Source organism: Pseudomonas sp. AU12215 (assembly GCF_001675465.2).
GTDB lineage: Bacteria > Pseudomonadota > Gammaproteobacteria > Pseudomonadales > Pseudomonadaceae > Pseudomonas > Pseudomonas nitroreducens.
This window is the reverse complement of sequence record NZ_MACM02000039.1, coordinates 53,746-70,289: the sequence shown is the minus strand read 5'-3', so window position 1 is coordinate 70,289 and position 16,544 is coordinate 53,746. Positions and strand designations below refer to the sequence as shown.

Annotated in this window: 19 protein-coding genes and 1 tRNA gene; 2 read left to right on the top strand and 18 right to left on the bottom strand. The window is 63.1% G+C overall.

Annotated elements, in window-relative coordinates:
- Nucleotides 1-6: 6 nt before the first annotated feature.
- From rlmN to trmJ, 12 genes are all read right to left on the bottom strand, one after another.
- Nucleotides 7-1,155, bottom strand: coding sequence for a 23S rRNA (adenine(2503)-C(2))-methyltransferase RlmN (rlmN, locus tag A9513_RS10180; protein ID WP_024762961.1), 1,149 nt, complete (start codon nt 1,153-1,155; stop codon nt 7-9).
- 29 nt (nt 1,156-1,184) lie between these two features.
- Complete coding sequence (ndk, locus tag A9513_RS10175) at nt 1,185-1,616, bottom strand: nucleoside-diphosphate kinase (RefSeq protein ID WP_024762960.1); 432 nt, start codon at nt 1,614-1,616, stop codon at nt 1,185-1,187.
- A gap of 250 nt (nt 1,617-1,866) precedes the next feature.
- Complete coding sequence (gene iscX, locus A9513_RS10170; protein WP_024762959.1) at nt 1,867-2,067, bottom strand: Fe-S cluster assembly protein IscX; 201 nt, start codon at nt 2,065-2,067, stop codon at nt 1,867-1,869.
- 14 nt (nt 2,068-2,081) lie between these two features.
- Nucleotides 2,082-2,420, bottom strand: coding sequence for an ISC system 2Fe-2S type ferredoxin (gene fdx, locus A9513_RS10165; protein ID WP_024762958.1), 339 nt, complete (start codon nt 2,418-2,420; stop codon nt 2,082-2,084).
- A gap of 6 nt (nt 2,421-2,426) precedes the next feature.
- On the bottom strand, nt 2,427-4,286 hold the full coding sequence (gene hscA, locus A9513_RS10160; protein ID WP_065084662.1) for a Fe-S protein assembly chaperone HscA: 1,860 nt from the start codon (nt 4,284-4,286) through the stop codon (nt 2,427-2,429).
- Between the two features lie 44 nt (nt 4,287-4,330).
- Nucleotides 4,331-4,852, bottom strand: coding sequence for a co-chaperone HscB (gene hscB, locus A9513_RS10155; RefSeq protein WP_024762956.1), 522 nt, complete (start codon nt 4,850-4,852; stop codon nt 4,331-4,333).
- Between the two features lie 8 nt (nt 4,853-4,860).
- Nucleotides 4,861-5,184 carry an iron-sulfur cluster assembly protein IscA gene (iscA, locus tag A9513_RS10150; protein ID WP_024762955.1) on the bottom strand — a complete coding sequence of 108 codons (324 nt, stop codon included), beginning with the start codon at nt 5,182-5,184 and terminating at the stop codon, nt 4,861-4,863.
- Between the two features lie 26 nt (nt 5,185-5,210).
- A complete protein-coding gene (gene iscU / locus A9513_RS10145) occupies nt 5,211-5,597 on the bottom strand; it encodes a Fe-S cluster assembly scaffold IscU (protein WP_015478505.1) in 387 nt (128 codons plus the stop codon).
- Between the two features lie 27 nt (nt 5,598-5,624).
- On the bottom strand, nt 5,625-6,839 hold the full coding sequence (locus tag A9513_RS10140; protein WP_065084661.1) for an IscS subfamily cysteine desulfurase: 1,215 nt from the start codon (nt 6,837-6,839) through the stop codon (nt 5,625-5,627).
- Nucleotides 6,840-6,867: 28 nt separating this feature from the next.
- The gene (gene iscR / locus A9513_RS10135) at nt 6,868-7,362 is read right to left on the bottom strand and encodes a Fe-S cluster assembly transcriptional regulator IscR (protein WP_024762953.1); all 495 of its coding nucleotides are present in this window, start codon (nt 7,360-7,362) and stop codon (nt 6,868-6,870) included.
- 140 nt (nt 7,363-7,502) lie between these two features.
- Nucleotides 7,503-8,288, bottom strand: coding sequence for a serine O-acetyltransferase (gene cysE / locus A9513_RS10130; protein WP_024762952.1), 786 nt, complete (start codon nt 8,286-8,288; stop codon nt 7,503-7,505).
- Nucleotides 8,281-9,060: a tRNA (cytosine(32)/uridine(32)-2'-O)-methyltransferase TrmJ gene (gene trmJ / locus A9513_RS10125; protein ID WP_024762951.1), complete on the bottom strand. Its 780-nt coding sequence runs from the start codon at nt 9,058-9,060 to the stop codon at nt 8,281-8,283. The genes cysE and trmJ overlap by 8 nt, the downstream gene beginning before the upstream one ends.
- A gap of 147 nt (nt 9,061-9,207) precedes the next feature.
- Between trmJ and suhB the strand changes: the two genes are divergently transcribed.
- A complete protein-coding gene (suhB, locus tag A9513_RS10120) occupies nt 9,208-10,023 on the top strand; it encodes an inositol-phosphate phosphatase (protein WP_024762950.1) in 816 nt (271 codons plus the stop codon).
- Nucleotides 10,024-10,153: 130 nt separating this feature from the next.
- Here the strand turns inward: suhB and A9513_RS10115 are convergent, their stop codons facing one another.
- The 6 genes from A9513_RS10115 to queA all read right to left on the bottom strand — a co-directional run bounded on the left by A9513_RS10115 (nt 10,154) and on the right by queA (nt 16,257).
- The gene (locus tag A9513_RS10115; RefSeq protein WP_037010115.1) at nt 10,154-10,690 is read right to left on the bottom strand and encodes a glycine zipper 2TM domain-containing protein; all 537 of its coding nucleotides are present in this window, start codon (nt 10,688-10,690) and stop codon (nt 10,154-10,156) included.
- A 157-nt stretch (nt 10,691-10,847) separates the two neighbouring features.
- Nucleotides 10,848-11,765 carry a protein translocase subunit SecF gene (gene secF / locus A9513_RS10110; RefSeq protein WP_024762949.1) on the bottom strand — a complete coding sequence of 306 codons (918 nt, stop codon included), beginning with the start codon at nt 11,763-11,765 and terminating at the stop codon, nt 10,848-10,850.
- 10 nt (nt 11,766-11,775) lie between these two features.
- The gene (secD, locus tag A9513_RS10105) at nt 11,776-13,638 is read right to left on the bottom strand and encodes a protein translocase subunit SecD (protein WP_024762948.1); all 1,863 of its coding nucleotides are present in this window, start codon (nt 13,636-13,638) and stop codon (nt 11,776-11,778) included.
- 64 nt (nt 13,639-13,702) lie between these two features.
- On the bottom strand, nt 13,703-14,044 hold the full coding sequence (gene yajC, locus A9513_RS10100) for a preprotein translocase subunit YajC (protein WP_024762947.1): 342 nt from the start codon (nt 14,042-14,044) through the stop codon (nt 13,703-13,705).
- 38 nt (nt 14,045-14,082) lie between these two features.
- A complete protein-coding gene (tgt, locus tag A9513_RS10095; RefSeq protein ID WP_089285745.1) occupies nt 14,083-15,201 on the bottom strand; it encodes a tRNA guanosine(34) transglycosylase Tgt in 1,119 nt (372 codons plus the stop codon).
- A gap of 12 nt (nt 15,202-15,213) precedes the next feature.
- Nucleotides 15,214-16,257 carry a tRNA preQ1(34) S-adenosylmethionine ribosyltransferase-isomerase QueA gene (queA, locus tag A9513_RS10090; RefSeq protein WP_065084660.1) on the bottom strand — a complete coding sequence of 348 codons (1,044 nt, stop codon included), beginning with the start codon at nt 16,255-16,257 and terminating at the stop codon, nt 15,214-15,216.
- Between the two features lie 106 nt (nt 16,258-16,363).
- On the opposite strand from queA, the gene A9513_RS10085 reads away from it, so the two are divergent.
- Nucleotides 16,364-16,449, top strand: a tRNA-Leu gene (locus tag A9513_RS10085).
- Nucleotides 16,450-16,544 lie beyond the last annotated feature (95 nt).

Genomic DNA, 16,544 nt, shown 5'->3' with positions numbered 1-16,544 from the left:
CCTAGTTCAGTTTCGAGTGGCGTTGGTCGGAGCCTGTTCGGCATCGGCGGCCAGCTGTCGTACGGCAATATAGCGTTCGCTGCGGCGGGTGCGGTCCATCACCTGGCCTACCAGCTGACCACAGGCGGCATCGATGTCGTCGCCGCGAGTGGTGCGAACCGTAACGTTGAAGCCGCTTTTGTGCAGCATGTCCTGAAAACGGCGGATGGCATTGTTGCTCGGACGCTCGTAGCCGGAATGCGGGAACGGATTAAACGGAATCAGGTTGATCTTGCAAGGGAAATCCTTGAGCAATGCGATCAACTGCTCGGCATGCTCGGGCTGGTCGTTGACGCCGGCCAGCAGAGTGTACTCCACCGTCAGCACGCGCTCCTTGCCCAGGCGCGTGATGTAGCGGTAGCAGGAGTCGAGCAGCATTTCGAGCGGGTACTTCTTGTTGATCGGCACCAGCTTGTTGCGCAGTTCATCGTTGGGCGCGTGCAGCGACAGTGCCAGGGACACGTCGGTCACCTCGGCGAGCTTGTCGATCATCGGCACCACGCCGGAGGTGGACAGGGTCACCTTGCGCTTGGAAATGCCGTAGCCGAGGTCCTCCATCATGATGCTCATGGCAGTCACGACGTTATCGAAGTTCAGCAGCGGCTCGCCCATGCCCATCATCACCACGTTGGTGATGGCACGGTCGATCTTGCCCGGGATGGTCCCGAACGATTGGTTGGCGATCCACACCTGGCCGATGATCTCGGCGGAGGTCAGGTCGCTGTTGAAGCCTTGCTTGCCGGTGGAGCAGAAGCTGCAGTCCAGCGCGCAACCGGCCTGGGACGACACGCACAGGGTGCCGCGGCCGCCCTGCGGGATGTACACGGTCTCGACGCAACTGCCCGAGGCCACGCGTACGACCCACTTGCGGGTACCGTCAGAGGAAATGTCCTGGCTGACGATCTCCGGCGGGCGAATTTCGGCAACGGCCTTGAGCTTTTCGCGCAAGGCCTTGCCGACGTTCGTCATGGCGTCGAAATCGACGGCGCCAAAGTGGTGAATCCATTGCATCACCTGGCCGGCGCGGAAGCGCTTTTCACCGATGGACTCGAAGAATTCCTCGAGCTGGGGCTTGGTCATGCCCAGCAGGTTGGCCTTTACAGCGGTATCAGTCATGGATTCACCCTCGCTCATTCACTGACGGATCAGCGAATGCGCTCGCACACCTCGGTGCTGGAGAAGAAGTAAGCGATTTCGCGGGCAGCCGAAGCTTCCGAGTCGGAACCGTGTACGGCGTTCTCGTCGATGGAAACGGCGAAGTCGGCACGGATGGTGCCGGCGTCGGCTTTCTTCGGATCGGTGGCGCCCATCAGCTCACGGTTGCGCAGGATGGCATCTTCGCCTTCCAGAACCTGAACGACGACCGGGCCGGAGGTCATGAAGGAAACCAGGTCCTTGAAGAAGGGACGCTCTTTGTGCTCGGCGTAGAAACCGCCAGCTTCGCGCTCGGACAGCTGAACCATCTTCGAAGCGACAACGCGCAGACCGGCTTTCTCGAAGCGGGTCAGGATTTCGCCGATGACGTTCTTGGAAACGGCGTCGGGCTTGATGATGGAGAAGGTACGTTGCAGGGCCATGGAAATAACTCCGAAAAGCAAGGTTGGTAATGCCAAGAAGCCCCTGGCATGGCCAGGAGCTCCTGCGATTCTAGGGTTTGCCGCGTGCCGAGCCCGCAGGGCGAAGGCCGCGAAACCGGCCCGACTGCGACAGGGCCGGCGACTGGAAAATTCCCCTGGGGAAATTTTCGACAGCTCACCTAAAGATAAAACCCGCGAATTATACGCGGGTTCATGACAAATGGGTACGCGGCTCTGGTGAGCCGCCCCCTCAGTCGGCTTCGTCGATCCAGGCGGCCTGGATGGCCTCCAGGACCTTTTCCCCGCCGCGGGAAGGATCGTCGCTGAACTCCGGCAATGCCAGCACCCAGCGGTGCAGATCGACGAAATTCACGTAGCGCGGATCGACATCCGGCTTGGACTCGGCCAGCTGGATCGCGATTTCGAGCACATCAACCCATTTCAGACTCATGTGAACGCTCCGCCTCAGTGACCTTCGGACACCTGGTTGATGGTGTACTTCGGAATCTCCACCACCAGGTCCGTCTCGCCGACCACTGCCTGGCAGGACAGGCGCGAATCCGCCTCCAGACCCCAGGCCTTGTCCAGCATGTCGTCTTCCAGCTCGTCGGAGGCTTCCATCGAATTGAAGCCCTCCCGCACGATCACGTGGCAGGTGGTGCAGGCACAGGACATCTCGCAGGCATGCTCGATCTCGATGCCATTGCGCAGCGCTGCCTTCATGATGGTTTCGCCCGGCTGGGCTTCGATCACCGCGCCTTCAGGGCAGTGCTCGGCGTGGGGCAGAAAGACAATCTGCGGCATCTTCGCTTATTCCTCGATTTCGTTGAGCCGGCGACCGGCCAATGCGGCTTTGACGGTGGCGTCCATACGGCGCGCGGCAAAGGCGTCGGTCAGCTGGGACAGACGCTTGATCTGTTGTTCGATGGCGACGGTATCGCTGCCGGTGGCCAGCTCGCGCAGCGAGTCCATGCCGGCATCGATGACCAGGCGCTCGTCGGCCTTCAGCAGGCGTTCGCCGTCAGCGTCCAGCGCCGACTGCACGGCCTCCAGCAGGCGCTGGGCCTCGACCTGCTGTTCACGCAGGGCGCGGGCGGCAAGGTCATCGCCGGCATATTGGAAGGAGTCCTGCAGCATGCGGGCGATTTCGCCATCGGTCAGGCCGTAGGAAGGCTTGACCTGGATGCTCGCCTCGACGCCCGAGGACAATTCACGGGCGGAAACGCCCAGCAACCCGTCGGCGTCGACCTGGAAGCTGACGCGAATCTTCGCCGCGCCAGCCACCATCGGCGGAATGCCGCGCAGCTCGAAGCGCGCCAAGGATCGACAGTCCTTGACCAGCTCGCGCTCGCCTTGCAGCACGTGGATCATCATGGCCGTCTGGCCATCCTTGTAAGTGGTGAACTCCTGGGCGCGGGCCACCGGAATGGTGGTATTGCGCGGGATCACCTTCTCCATCAGCCCGCCCATGGTTTCCAGGCCGAGCGACAGGGGAATCACGTCCAGCAGCAGCAACTCTTCGCCGCGCTTGTTGCCGGCCAGGGCATCAGCCTGGATGGCCGCGCCGATGGCGACCACCTGGTCCGGATCGATATCGGTCAGCGGGTCGCGAGCGAACAGGTCGCCCACCAGTTCGCGCACCCGAGGTACGCGGGTCGAGCCGCCCACCATGACGACGGCGCTGACCTCTTCCAGCTCGACACCGGAATCACGGACTGCGCGACGGCAGGACTTGAGGCTGCGCTGAATCAGCGGATCGATCAGAGCCTCGAGCTGGGCGCGGGTCAGTTCACCAGACCAGCCGTCATAAGCAACGGCCGCGCTGGCGCTGTCGGTCAGCGCTTCCTTGGCCGCGCAGGCAGTCTGCAGCAGACGGCGCTGGGCGCCCGGATCGAGGTCGGCCGAGAGACCGGCCTGCTCGATGATCCAGCCCGCAATGGCATGGTCGAAGTCGTCGCCGCCCAGGGCGGTATCGCCGCCGGTGGCCAGGACCTCAAAGACGCCACGGGTCAGGCGCAAGATGGAAATATCGAAGGTACCGCCGCCCAGGTCATAGATGGCGACCACGCCCTCGGCGTTCTTGTCCAGGCCATAGGCCACGGCCGCAGCGGTCGGCTCATTGAGCAGACGCAGAACGTGGAGGCCGGCCAGACGCGCGGCGTCCTTGGTGGCCTGGCGCTGGGCGTCGTCGAAATAGGCGGGAACGGTGATCACCGCGCCCACCAGCTCGCCACCCAGGGTCGACTCGGCGCGCTGACGCAGGACACGGAGGATCTCAGCCGAGACTTCCACCGGGCTCTTGGCCCCCTGGACTGTCTCGATGAAGGGCATGTGCGATTCGCCCTGGGTGAAGCGATACGGCAGCTGGCCGCCCAGTTGCTTCACATCTTCCAGGCCGCGCCCCATGAAGCGCTTGACCGAGATGATGGAGTTCAAGGGGTCTTGCGAGGCGTTGGCGCGAACGCTCTCCCCCACCTCGATGCGATCGGCGAGATAGCGCACCGCAGAAGGCAGGATCACTTCGCCGCGATCATCGGGCAAGGGCGCTGCGACGCCGCTGCGCACGGCAGCGACCAGGGAATTCGTGGTGCCCAGGTCAATCCCTACCGCCAGGCGGCGCTGGTGTGGCTGGGGACTTTGTCCGGGCTCGGCGATCTGCAGTAGGGCCATGCGGTTTCTAATCAGGCTATCGGGCGCGGCGCGGGCCGCGCGGATTAATCGTCGAGTCGCTCTTCGAGCTGCCGCACTTCCTGCGCCAGCTTGTCGAGGAACTGCATGCGGCGAACCAGACGCTCGGCCAACTCACGACGGGCGGCATCATCCCAGCAATCGGCGAAATCCTCTTCCAGACGCTGCTGGGCGGATTTCAGCTGACGCTTGAACTGCGCCACGCCATCAAGATCGGCGTTGTCCTGCAGATCTTCCAGATCCTCGCGCAGCTGCATCTGCTGCAGCAGGAACTCCGGGTCCTGCACCGTGGCTTCCAGCGGCAATGCATCGCCACGCAGGGCCAGCAAGTACAGCGCGCGACGCGGGACGCTCTTCAGCGTCTGGTAGGCATCGTTGAGCTCGGCGGCCTTGGACTGCGCCAGTCGTTGCTCGCGCTCGGAAGCATCGGCGAAACGATCCGGATGGACGGTACGCACCAACTCCCGATAGCGATTGCCAAGGGCTTCCAGATCGATCCGGAAGCCCGGCTGCAGGTCGAACAGCGCGAAGTGACAGGGACTACCCACACCCAGCCTCAGACGTTGAAGCTTTCGCCGCAGCCACACTCACCGCGCACGTTCGGGTTGTTGAACTTGAAGCCCTCGTTGAGGCCTTCCTTGGTGAAGTCCAACTCCGTGCCGTCGAGGTAGACCAGGCTTTTCGGGTCGATGATGACCTTCACGCCGTGGCTCTCGAACACCTCGTCCTCGGCTGCCAGTTCGTCGACGAACTCCAGCACGTAGGCGAGGCCCGAACAGCCGGTGGTACGCACGCCAAGACGAATGCCCTCGCCCTTGCCGCGCCCTTCGAGGGAGCGGCGAACGTGGTTGGCGGCGGCTTCGGTCATGCTGATGGCCATGGGAACTCCTTACTCAACGAATCGCTTCAGAGCAGACCTTTCTTCTGCTTGTAGTCGCGCACGGCCGCCTTGATGGCGTCCTCGGCGAGTACCGAGCAGTGGATCTTCACCGGCGGCAGGGCCAGTTCTTCGGCGATGGTGGTGTTCTTGATCGATTCGGCTTCGTCCAGGGTCTTGCCCTTCATCCACTCGGTGGCGAGGGAGCTGGAGGCGATGGCCGAACCGCAGCCGTAGGTCTTGAACTTGGCGTCTTCGATGACGCCCTGCTCGTTGACCTTGATCTGCAGGCGCATCACGTCGCCGCAAGCGGGAGCACCGACCATGCCGGTGCCGACATCCGGATCTTCGGCGTTGAGCTTGCCGACGTTGCGCGGGTTTTCGTAGTGGTCGATGACCTTGTCACTGTAAGCCATGGCTAATCCTCACTTCTACGGGGCGGGTCAGTGGGCCTGCCATTCGACCTTGGACAGGTCGACACCCTCTTTGAACATATCCCACAGCGGCGAGAGCTCACGCAGCTTGGAAACGGCTTCCACCACCTTCTTGGCGGCGTAATCGACCTCTTCTTCGGTGGTGAAGCGGCCGAAGCTGAAACGGATGGAGCTGTGCGCCAGCTCGTCGTTGCGACCCAGGGCGCGGAGCACGTAAGACGGCTCCAGCGAGGCCGAGGTGCAGGCGGAACCGGACGAAACGGCCAGGTCCTTGAGCGACATCATCAGCGACTCGCCCTCGACGTAGTTGAAGCTGACGTTGAGGATGTTCGGCGCGTAGGAAACCGGGCTGCCATTGAGGTACAGCTCTTCCAGGTCCTGCACCTGATCGAAGAAGCGCTTGCGCAAGCCTTCGATGCGGGCCATTTCCTGGTGCATTTCTTCCTTGGCGATGCGGAAGGCTTCGCCCATGCCGACGATCTGGTGGGTCGCCAGGGTGCCCGAACGCATGCCGCGCTCGTGGCCGCCACCGTGCATCTGGGCTTCCAGGCGCACACGCGGCTTGCGACGCACGTACAGAGCGCCCATGCCTTTGGGGCCGTAGACCTTGTGGGCGGAGAAGGACATCAGGTCGACCTTGAGTTTCTCCAGGTCGATGTCGACTTTACCGGCGGACTGGGCGGCATCGACGTGCAGCAGAATGCCACGGGCGCGGGTCAGCTCGCCGATGGCGGCGATGTCGTTGATGCTGCCGACTTCGTTGTTCACGTGCATGACCGACACCAGGATGGTGTCGTCACGCAGGGCGGCCTCGACCATCGCCGGGGTGATGACGCCCTCGGGAGTCGGCTCCAGGTAGGTCACTTCGAAGCCTTCGCGCTCCAGCTGGCGGCAGGTATCCAGGACCGCCTTGTGCTCGATCTTCGAGGTGATGATGTGCTTGCCCTTGGTCGCGTAGAAGTGCGCGGCACCCTTGATGGCGAGGTTGTCGGACTCGGTGGCACCGGACGTCCAGACGATCTCGCGGGGGTCGGCATTGACCAGCTCGGCGACCTGGCGACGGGCATTCTCAGCCGCTTCCTCGGCCTTCCAGCCGAAGACGTGGGAGCGCGAGGCCGGGTTGCCGAAATTGCCGTCAACCAGCAGGCAGTCGGCCATTTTCTGAGCGACACGCGGATCCACCGGGGTGGTGGCGGAGTAGTCGAGGTAAATCGGCAATTTCATCAGGTAACTCCTACAGGCGGGCGTTCGCTCAATCGATGGCGGACGCTTCAATCTTGTCGAGGCGCAGCGACTTGCTGCCGGAGCAGCGACGCTCGTCCTGGCGCTGGGCGACCTCTTGAACTTCGCGGCGCTCGACCAGGTCGGCCAGGCTGATGCCGCTGAGAAACTCGTGAATCTGCTGACTGAGGTCGCACCACAGGTGATGGGTCAGGCAGGTATCGCCGGAGTGGCAGTCACCCTGACCCTGACAGCGGGTGGCGTCGACCGATTCATTGACTGCATCGATCACCTGGGCGACGTGGATACCGGTCATGTCACGGGACAACTGGTAGCCGCCGCCCGGACCGCGCACGCTGACCACCAGGTTGCCACGGCGCAACTTGGCGAACAGCTGTTCCAGGTAGGACAGGGAGATACCCTGGCGTTCGGAGATATCGGCGAGAGAAACCGGGCCACGCTGGGCGTGCAACGCCAGGTCAAGCATGGCGGTAACGGCATAGCGGCCTTTGGTGGTCAATCGCATGGGGAAATCCGGAAGAATCGCTGGTATGGCGGAAGTATGCTCTTTTCCGACTATTTAAGTCAACTATAAGACCTATTACTTTAGTCGGATTTAGCCAGCGAACGGCGCCGTATTCTAACAGTAATGGCGGCGTCGGCACATCACTGCGCCGACTGGCTGCTCTCCTGGTCCTTGACCCCGGCGAAGTCCTCTTCCCGCAGAACCGGAAGATCCTTCGCGCAGTAGTCACTGCCCAGGGCCGTCAGGGCCTTGCACATGCCCTCCAGACGGCCGTCGACCGCCTGCAGGTGATCGAGCAACTGACCGATGGCGCGCGCCACCGGGTCGGGCATGTCCTGGCTGACGCCATAGGCATCGAACCCGAGCTTTTCTGCCATGGCCTGGCGCTTGGCGGCCTGATCCGCATCCGCGTCATCCTTGACGATGATGCGACCCGGAATACCCACGACGGTTGCCCCAGGCGGTACCTCCTTGGTCACCACAGCATTGGAACCGACCTTGGCGCCAGCACCCACCGTGAAAGGACCGAGCACCTTGGCACCCGCTCCCACCACCACGCCATCGGCCAGGGTCGGATGGCGCTTGCCCTTGTTCCAGCTGGTGCCACCCAGGGTCACACCCTGATAAATGGTCACGTCATCGCCAATTTCGGCGGTTTCGCCGATGACAATGCCCAGGCCGTGGTCAATGAAGAACCGGCGACCGATCTTCGCCCCCGGATGAATCTCGATGCCGGTCATCCAGCGACCGAAGTTCGACACCATGCGCGCCAGCCACTTCCAGCCGGAAGTCCACAAGCCATGGGCCAGGCGATGCAGCCAGACGGCATGCAGCCCCGGGTAGCAGGTCAGCACCTCGAAGGCGTTGCGCGCCGCCGGGTCACGATGGAATACGCTCTGGATATCCTCGCGTACACGCTCAAACATCTTCATCACTCCGCTTGGAAAGCTCCCCGCGGGCAGCCTTCTGTGTCTCGGTGAGAATACCCCGCAGGATATTCATCTCCAGCTTGCTGACCCCGCTACGGCCATACAGGCGGCGCAGGCGCGACATCAGGTGGCGCGGCTTCTGCGGATCGAGGAACTGGATATCCACCAGGGTCGACTCCAGGTGCGCGTAGAAACGCTCCAGCTCGTCCGACGTCACCGGAACGCTGTTGAGCATCGCAGTGGACTCGACCTTCTCCTGCTTGGTCGGCTGCCCCTGAACAGCCAGCCAGGCCATGCGCACCTCGTAGACCAGCACCTGCACCGCCGTCGCCAGGTTCAGCGAGCTGAAGTCGGGATTGGCCGGGATGTGCACATGGAACTGACATCGCTGCAGCTCCTCGTTGGTCAGGCCGGCGTATTCGCGACCGAACACCAGCGCGACCTCACCACCCTGCTGGACGTGCTCCAGGCTGGTGGTGGCGCACTCGCGGGGATCCAGCAGCGGCCAGGGAATACGGCGATCGCGCGCACTGGTGCCCAGTACCAGGCTGCAGCCCACCAGGGCATCTTCCAGGGTCGGAACCACCACGGCCGCGTCGAGAATGTCATCGGCACCGGAAGCACGCGCGCGCGCTTCACCGCTGGGGAAATCCATCGGATCGACCAGCACGAGGCGCGAAAGGCCCATGTTCTTCATCGCACGGGCCGTACCGCCGATATTGCCGGGATGGCTGGTGTTGACCAGCACCACGCGAATTTTGTCGAGCAACGCGCGACTCCACACATAAAGCGAAAAAGGGAGGGAATCCTACCGCAGCGGTGGGTCTTGCGCCACGCAGGCGACAGGTCGCTCTATGAACGCCGGCGCTTTCTGCTAGAATGTCCGGCTTTCTTTAACGACCCAGGTGACCTCTCCATGCAGCCTATGCTGAATATCGCCCTGCGCGCCGCTCGCAGCGCCGGTGAACTGATCTTCCGCTCCATCGAACGCCTGGATACCCTGTCGGTCAACGAGAAAGAAGCCAAGGACTACGTCACCGAAGTCGATCGCGCAGCCGAACTCTCCATCGTCACCGCCCTGCGCAAGGCCTACCCGAACCACGGGATCATGGGCGAAGAAGGCGGCATGCTCGAAGGCAGCGGCGAAGGCGCCGACTACCTGTGGATCATCGACCCGCTGGACGGCACCACCAACTTCATCCACGGTGTTCCGCACTACGCCGTCAGCATCGCCTGCAAATACCGCGGCCGCCTCGAGCACGCCGTGGTCCTCGACCCGGTCCGTCAGGAAGAATTCACCGCCAGCCGTGGCCGCGGCGCCGCACTGAACGGTCGCCGCCTGCGCGTGAGCAACCGCAAGAGCCTGGAAGGCGCACTGCTCGGCACCGGCTTCCCGTTCCGCGACAGCCAGATGGACAACCTCGATGCCTACCTGGGCATGTTCCGCAGCCTGGTCGGCCAGACCGCCGGCATCCGCCGCGCTGGCGCCGCCAGCCTGGACCTGGCCTACGTCGCCGCCGGCCGCTACGACGCCTTCTGGGAATTCGGCCTGTCCGAGTGGGACATGGCAGCCGGCGCCCTGCTGATCCAGGAAGCAGGCGGCCTGGTGAGCGATTTCACCGGCGGTCATGAGTTCCTCGAGAAGGGCCAGATCGTCGCCGGCAACACCAAGTGCTTCAAGGCACTGCTGACCAGCATCCAGCCGCACCTGCCGGCTTCGCTCAAGCGCTAAGCTGAGCGGCACCAGAAAAAGCCCGGCGATGCCGGGTTTTTTTGTGCCTGCGAGAACGCACTTCCTACACAAGGGTGGAAAAGAAAAAGGCGCCCATTGGGCGCCTTTTCCACTTACACCTGGCGACGGCTTATTGCTGCCCCAGGACCAGTCGACCGCTCTTGTCGACCGGAATCTGCGAGCCCGGATCACGATCCATGCGGACCTGACCAGCCTTGCCATCGAGCAGGTACTTCACGTCATAGCCGACGACCTTCTCGCTGGTATCGTTGACGGTGCTGCAGCGGGTTTCGGTGGTGGTGTAGGTATCACGCTCCTGCATGCCTTCCTGCACCTTGTTACCCGCGTAGCCGCCGCCGATGGCGCCTGCCACGGTGGCGATCTTCTTGCCGTTGCCGCCGCCGATCTGGTTGCCGAGCAGGCCGCCGGCAATGGCGCCGATGGCGGTACCGGCGATCTGATGCTGGTCCTTGACCGGGCGCTGATGGGTCACTGCCACGTCCTTGCAGACCTGGCGCGGATTCTTGATGGTTTCCTTGACCGGCTGAACGGCGAGCACCTCGGCGTATTGCGGCGCACGGTCCACCAGACTGTAGGTAGCCACGGCGCCACCGGCAGTCACGCCTACAGCGCCCAGCACGGTACCGATTAGCAACGACTTGTTCATAGGGTTCTCCTGGTCTTTCTTCTCATTCGGGCCTTGCCCTTTACCCTGCCTTGGAGCAAAGGATTTGTAAGAAAGTTCCAACAAACCCGTGAGCTACTGCCCACAAACAAGAACTCCCGCCGAAGCGGGAGTTTTGTCGAAAGCCCGGAGCGCTCTATTACGGGCGCTCGTCGACTTCCTTGCTCGGCGGAGGAATCAGGTCCTCGCTGGACAGGTTCAGCCAGATCAGCACCACGTTGGCGATGTAGATCGACGAGTAGGTACCCGCCATCACACCGACGAACAGGGCGATGGAGAAGCCGAACAGGTTGTCGCCACCGAAGAACAGCAGGGCGGCGATGGCCAGCAGGGTCGACACCGAGGTGGCGATGGTCCGCAGCAGGGTCTGGCTGGTCGAGATGTTGATGTTCTCGATCAGGCTGGCCTTGCGCAGCACGCGGAAGTTCTCGCGCACCCGGTCGAAGATCACGATGGTGTCGTTCAGCGAGTAGCCCACCACCGCCAGCACCGCGGCCAGCACGGTCAGATCGAAGGTGATCTGGAAGAACGACAGGACGCCCATCACGATGATGGCATCGTGGATCAGCGAGAGGATCGCCCCCAGGGCGAACTTCCACTGGAAGCGGAAGCCCACGTACAAGAGGATGCCACCCAGCGCCAGGAGCATGCCGAGGCCGCCCTGGTCGCGCAGCTCTTCACCCACCTGCGGGCCGACGTACTCGACGCCGTTGACCTTGGCCGGATTGGAAGCGTCGGCCTTCTGCAGCGCAGTGGCGACCTTCTTGCCCAGCTCCGGGTCCTCGCTGGGCATGCGCACCAGCACGTCGCGGGTGTCACCGAAGCTCTGCACCACGGCCTCGCTGTAACCGGCGGCGACCAGTTGCTCGCGGACCTTGGAGAGGTCGGCAGGCTGCTCGTAGCTCAGCTTGATCGACGTACCGCCGGTGAAGTCCAGGCCGAAGTTGATGCCTTTGAAGACCCAGCTGCCGAGGGCGATCAGGGTCAGGATCAGGGTCGCGGCGAACGCAATGTTGCGCACACCCATGAAGTTGATAGTACCGATCTTGATATTCATCTCTGGCCCCTTAGATCCACAGCTTCTTAACGTCGCGGCCGCCGTAGATCAGGTTCACCATTGCGCGGGTGACCAGAATGGCAGTGAACATCGAGGTGAGAATACCCAGGGACATGGTCACGGCGAAGCCCTTCACCGGGCCGGTGCCCATGGCGTAGAGGATGCCGCCGACCAGCAGCGAGGTCAGGTTGGCGTCGATGATCGCGGTGAAGGCACGGTTGAAGCCCTCGTGAATCGCCCGCTGCGTCGACATGCCCGCCGCCAGCTCCTCGCGTATCCGCGAGAAGATCAGCACGTTGGCGTCCACCGCCATACCCATGGTCAGCACGATACCCGCGATACCCGGCAGGGTCAGGGTCGCACCGAGGATCGACATCAACGCCACCAGCATGACCATGTTGAAGGCCAGGGCGACGGTGGCGATCACGCCGAAGAAGCGGTAGATGACGATGATGAACAGGGAAACGAAGACCATGCCCCACAGGGATGCATCGATACCCTTGGCGATGTTGTCGGCACCCAGGCTCGGGCCGATGGTGCGTTCTTCAGCGAAGTACATCGGCGCAGCCAGGCCACCGGCGCGCAGCAGCAGGGCCAGTTCCGAGGACTCGCCCGGAGCGTCCAGGCCGGTGATGCGGAACTGGTTGCCCAGCGGCGACTGGATGGTCGCCAGGCTGATGATCTGTTTCTCTTCCTTGAACGCCTGTACGGCGACTTCCTGCTCGACGCCGTCGACGACCTGCTTGGTATAGCGGGTGATCGGCTTCTGCTCGATGAACACCACCGCCATGCTGCGGCCGACGTTGTTGCGGGTCGCGCGGTTCATCAGCTCGCCGCCGTGGCCATCCAGACGGATGTTCACCTGCGGACGGCCGTTCTCGTCGAAGCTGGCGCTGGCGTCGGTGACCTGGTCACCGGTGATGATCACGCCACGCTCCAGGGTCGCCGGCGGACGACGCGGCTCGCGGAAATCGAAGGTTTCGGTGGAGGACTTGATCGCATCCGGCTCGGCGGCCAGGCGGAACTCAAGGTTCGCGGTCTTGCCGAGGATACGCTTGGCTTCGGCGGTGTCCTGTACGCCCGGCAGCTCGACGACGATGCGGTTGGCGCCCTGGCGCTGTACCAGCGGCTCGGACACGCCCAGTTCGTTCACACGGTTGCGGACGGTGGTGAGGTTCTGCTTGATCGAGTATTCGCGGATTTCGGCCAGCTTGGTGGCGGTCATGGCCAGGCGCAGGACCTGCATGCCATTGCGCTCGCTCTGGGCGGTTTCGAAATCGCGGAAATCCTTGGCGATGATCGACTTGGCCTTGTCCAGGTCGGCCTCTTCAGTGAAGCCCAGCTGGATGCCGCCGTCCTGCACCGGCAGGCTGCGGTAGCGCACGCGTTCTTTACGCAGGGCGCTCTTGACCTCGTTCTCGTAGACCTTCATACGAGCGTCGACAGCCTTGTCCATGTCCACTTCCAGCAGGAAGTGCACACCACCGGACAGGTCCAGACCCAGCTTCATCGGGTGGGCGGCGATGTTGCGCAGCCAGTTCGGCGTGGTCTGGGCCAGGTTCAGGGCGACTACGTAGTCGTCACCCAGCGCACGGCGGACGATGTCCTTGGCCGGCAACTGGTCTTCCTGCTTGACCAGGCGGATCAGGCCGCTGTTCTTGCCCAGCGAGCCCGCCTTCACGGCGATACCGGCGTCGGCGAGCGCCTTGCTGGCCTTGTCCACGTCGGCCTGGGTGACCTGCAGCGCAGTGCTCGCGCCGCTGATCTGGACGGCCGGATCGTCAGGATAGAGGTTGGGTGCGGAATAGATGAAACCGACGGCCAGGACCGCCAGGATCAGCAGATACTTCCACAGGGGATACTTGTTGAGCATGACACCGCCCGTTATGACGCGGGGCGCATCTTGCGCCCCGTCGGTTGGGTTTCTAAGAGGTGGATCAGATCGCCTTCAGGGTGCCTTTCGGCAGGGTCGCGGCGATCGCGGCCTTCTGGAACTTCAGCTCGACGTTGTCGGAAACCTCGACGACGACGAAGTCATCGGCCACCTTGGTCACCTTGCCGGCGATACCGGCGGAAGTGACGACTTCATCGCCCTTCTGCAGGCCGGACAGCAGGTTCTTGTGCTCCTTGGAGCGCTTGGCCTGGGGACGCCAGATCATCAGATAGAAGATGACCAGGAAACCGACCAGGAAAATCCACTCGAAGCCGGTACCGGCCGGGCCAGCAGCAGCGGCCGGGGCTGCGGCGTCAGCGTAGGCAGCGGGGATCAGAAAACTCATTGGAAACTCCTGTCTCAAAGCTTTTTCGATGAATAAGGTCAGTCCGCCAGCGGCGGCACGGGTAGGCCGCGCTTGGCGTAGAAGGCGTCGACAAAGTTCGCCAATGTACCCTGTTGGATTGCCTCGCGCAAACCAGCCATAAGCCGCTGATAATGCCGCAAGTTGTGGATGGTATTGAGCATGCTGCCGAGCATTTCGCCGCACTTGTCCAGGTGGTAGAGGTAGGCGCGGGAGAAGTGCTTGCAGGTGTAGCAATCGCAGGTCGGGTCCAGCGGAGATTCGTCGTGCTTGTGCACCGCGTTGCGGATCTTGATCACCCCGGTGTCAACGAAAAGGTGGCCATTGCGCGCATTGCGGGTGGGCATGACGCAGTCGAACATGTCGACGCCCCGGCGCACACCTTCCACGAGGTCCTCGGGTTTGCCCACACCCATCAGGTAACGAGGTTTGTCAGCCGGCATGTGCCGGGGCAGGAAGTCCAGCACGCGGATCATCTCTTCCTTGGGCTCGCCCACCGACAGGCCGCCGATGGCCAGGCCGTCGAAGCCGATTTCCTGCAGGCCCTCGAGCGAGCGCATGCGCAGCTCTTCGTGCATGCCGCCCTGGACGATGCCGAACAGCGCCGACGGGCTGTCGCCGTGAGCAGCTTTCGAGCGTTTGGCCCAGCGCAGCGACAGCTCCATGGAGCGTTTGGCCACGTCGAACTCGGCCGGGTACGGGGTGCACTCGTCGAAGATCATCACGATGTCCGAGCCAAGCGCACGCTGCACGGCCATGGACTCTTCCGGGCCCATGAAGACCTTGGCGCCATCTACCGGCGAGGCGAAGTACACGCCCTCTTCTTTGATCTTGCGCAGCGCGCCCAGGCTGAACACCTGGAAACCGCCTGAGTCGGTGAGGATCGGCCCCTTCCACTGCATGAAGTCATGCAGGTCGCCGTGCTTCTGGATCACCTCGGTGCCCGGGCGCAGCCACAGGTGGAAGGTATTGCCGAGGATGATCTGCGCGCCGATGCCCTCGATGTCGTGCGGGAGCATGCCCTTCACGGTGCCGTAGGTGCCCACCGGCATGAAGGCCGGGGTTTCCACCACGCCGCGCGGGAAGGTCAGGCGGCCGCGACGGGCCTTGCCCTCGGTGGCCAGCAGTTCGAATTTCATGAAGCTCATGGATCAGTCCTCGGGGCCGCGCGGTGCCGGGTTGCGGGTAATGAACATGGCATCGCCGTAGCTGAAGAAGCGATAGCCCTGCTCCACTGCCGCCGCGTAGGCAGCCATGGTCTCGGGGTAGCCGGCGAAGGCGGAGACCAGCATCAGCAGGGTGGATTCGGGTAGGTGGAAATTGGTCACCAGGGCGTCGACCACGTGGAACGGCCGGCCCGGGAAGATGAAGATGTCGGTGTCACCGCTGAACGGCTTGAGCACGCCATCACGGGCGGCGCTTTCCAGCGAGCGCACGCTGGTGGTGCCGACGGCGACCACACGACCGCCACGCGCCTTGCAGGCGGCCACGGCATCGACCACCTCCTGGCTGACTTCCAGCCATTCGTTGTGCATATGGTGGTCTTCGATGCGCTCTACACGTACCGGCTGGAAGGTACCGGCGCCGACGTGCAGGGTCACGAACGCAGTTTCCACACCTTTGGCGCGGATAGACTCCAGCAGCGCCTCATCGAAGTGCAGGCCGGCAGTCGGCGCCGCAACAGCGCCCGCGCGCTCGGCGTAGACGGTCTGGTAACGCTCGCGGTCGGCGTCCTCGTCGGGGCGGTCGATATAGGGCGGCAACGGCATGTGACCGACGCGCTCCAGCAGCGGCAGCACGTCCTCACTGAAACCCAGCTCGAACAGCGCATCATGGCGCTGCAGCATTTCAGCTTCGCCACCGCCGTCGATAAGGATCTTCGAGCCCGGCTTGGGCGATTTGCTGGAACGCACGTGGGCCAGCACACGGTGGCTGTCGAGCACACGCTCTACGAGGATCTCCAGCTTGCCGCCGGAAGCTTTCTGGCCGAACAGGCGGGCAGGAATCACCCGGGTGTTGTTGAACACCATCAGGTCACCCGGCTGGAGGAAGCCGAGAATGTCAGCGAATTGCCGATGGCTGAGCTCGCCGCTCGGACCGTCCAGCACCAGCAGACGGCTGGAGCGGCGCTCGGGAAGCGGATGGCGGGCGATCAACGCCTCGGGCAGGTCGAAATGAAAGTCAGCGACGCGCATGGGAAGAGCTATCTCGAAGGGGCGCGTATCTTACTGGAAATGCCAAATTCTGACCATTCGAGCCGATTGACCGGCGCAGAGCGGCTCCCTATACTGCGCGCCCATTGCCTCGGTGGCGGAATGGTAGACGCGGCGGATTCAAAATCCGTTTCTGGCGACAGAGTGAGAGTTCGAGTCTCTCCCGGGGCACCACACGATATTCTCGGGACTTCCCTAAAAGACCCGAAACCCCAAAGAAACCGGCCCTTGAGCCGGTTTTTTGTTGCCTGCGATTCCCTACCTTTCCC

Excerpts from the sequence above, each read along its gene's own strand:
- rlmN (WP_024762961.1), bottom strand. The coding sequence starts at position 1,155 with ATGACTGATACCGCTGTAAAGGCCAACCTGCTGGGCATGACCAAGCCC.
- ndk (WP_024762960.1), bottom strand. The coding sequence starts at position 1,616 with ATGGCCCTGCAACGTACCTTCTCCATCATCAAGCCCGACGCCGTTTCC.
- iscX (WP_024762959.1), bottom strand. The coding sequence starts at position 2,067 with ATGAGTCTGAAATGGGTTGATGTGCTCGAAATCGCGATCCAGCTGGCC.
- fdx (WP_024762958.1), bottom strand. The coding sequence starts at position 2,420 with ATGCCGCAGATTGTCTTTCTGCCCCACGCCGAGCACTGCCCTGAAGGC.
- hscA (WP_065084662.1), bottom strand. The coding sequence starts at position 4,286 with ATGGCCCTACTGCAGATCGCCGAGCCCGGACAAAGTCCCCAGCCACAC.
- iscA (WP_024762955.1), bottom strand. The coding sequence starts at position 5,184 with ATGGCCATCAGCATGACCGAAGCCGCCGCCAACCACGTTCGCCGCTCC.
- iscU (WP_015478505.1), bottom strand. The coding sequence starts at position 5,597 with ATGGCTTACAGTGACAAGGTCATCGACCACTACGAAAACCCGCGCAAC.
- A9513_RS10140 (WP_065084661.1), bottom strand. The coding sequence starts at position 6,839 with ATGAAATTGCCGATTTACCTCGACTACTCCGCCACCACCCCGGTGGAT.
- iscR (WP_024762953.1), bottom strand. The coding sequence starts at position 7,362 with ATGCGATTGACCACCAAAGGCCGCTATGCCGTTACCGCCATGCTTGAC.
- cysE (WP_024762952.1), bottom strand. The coding sequence starts at position 8,288 with ATGTTTGAGCGTGTACGCGAGGATATCCAGAGCGTATTCCATCGTGAC.
- suhB (WP_024762950.1), top strand. The coding sequence starts at position 9,208 with ATGCAGCCTATGCTGAATATCGCCCTGCGCGCCGCTCGCAGCGCCGGT.
- A9513_RS10115 (WP_037010115.1), bottom strand. The coding sequence starts at position 10,690 with ATGAACAAGTCGTTGCTAATCGGTACCGTGCTGGGCGCTGTAGGCGTG.
- secF (WP_024762949.1), bottom strand. The coding sequence starts at position 11,765 with ATGAATATCAAGATCGGTACTATCAACTTCATGGGTGTGCGCAACATT.
- secD (WP_024762948.1), bottom strand. The coding sequence starts at position 13,638 with ATGCTCAACAAGTATCCCCTGTGGAAGTATCTGCTGATCCTGGCGGTC.
- yajC (WP_024762947.1), bottom strand. The coding sequence starts at position 14,044 with ATGAGTTTTCTGATCCCCGCTGCCTACGCTGACGCCGCAGCCCCGGCC.
- tgt (WP_089285745.1), bottom strand. The coding sequence starts at position 15,201 with ATGAAATTCGAACTGCTGGCCACCGAGGGCAAGGCCCGTCGCGGCCGC.
- queA (WP_065084660.1), bottom strand. The coding sequence starts at position 16,257 with ATGCGCGTCGCTGACTTTCATTTCGACCTGCCCGAGGCGTTGATCGCC.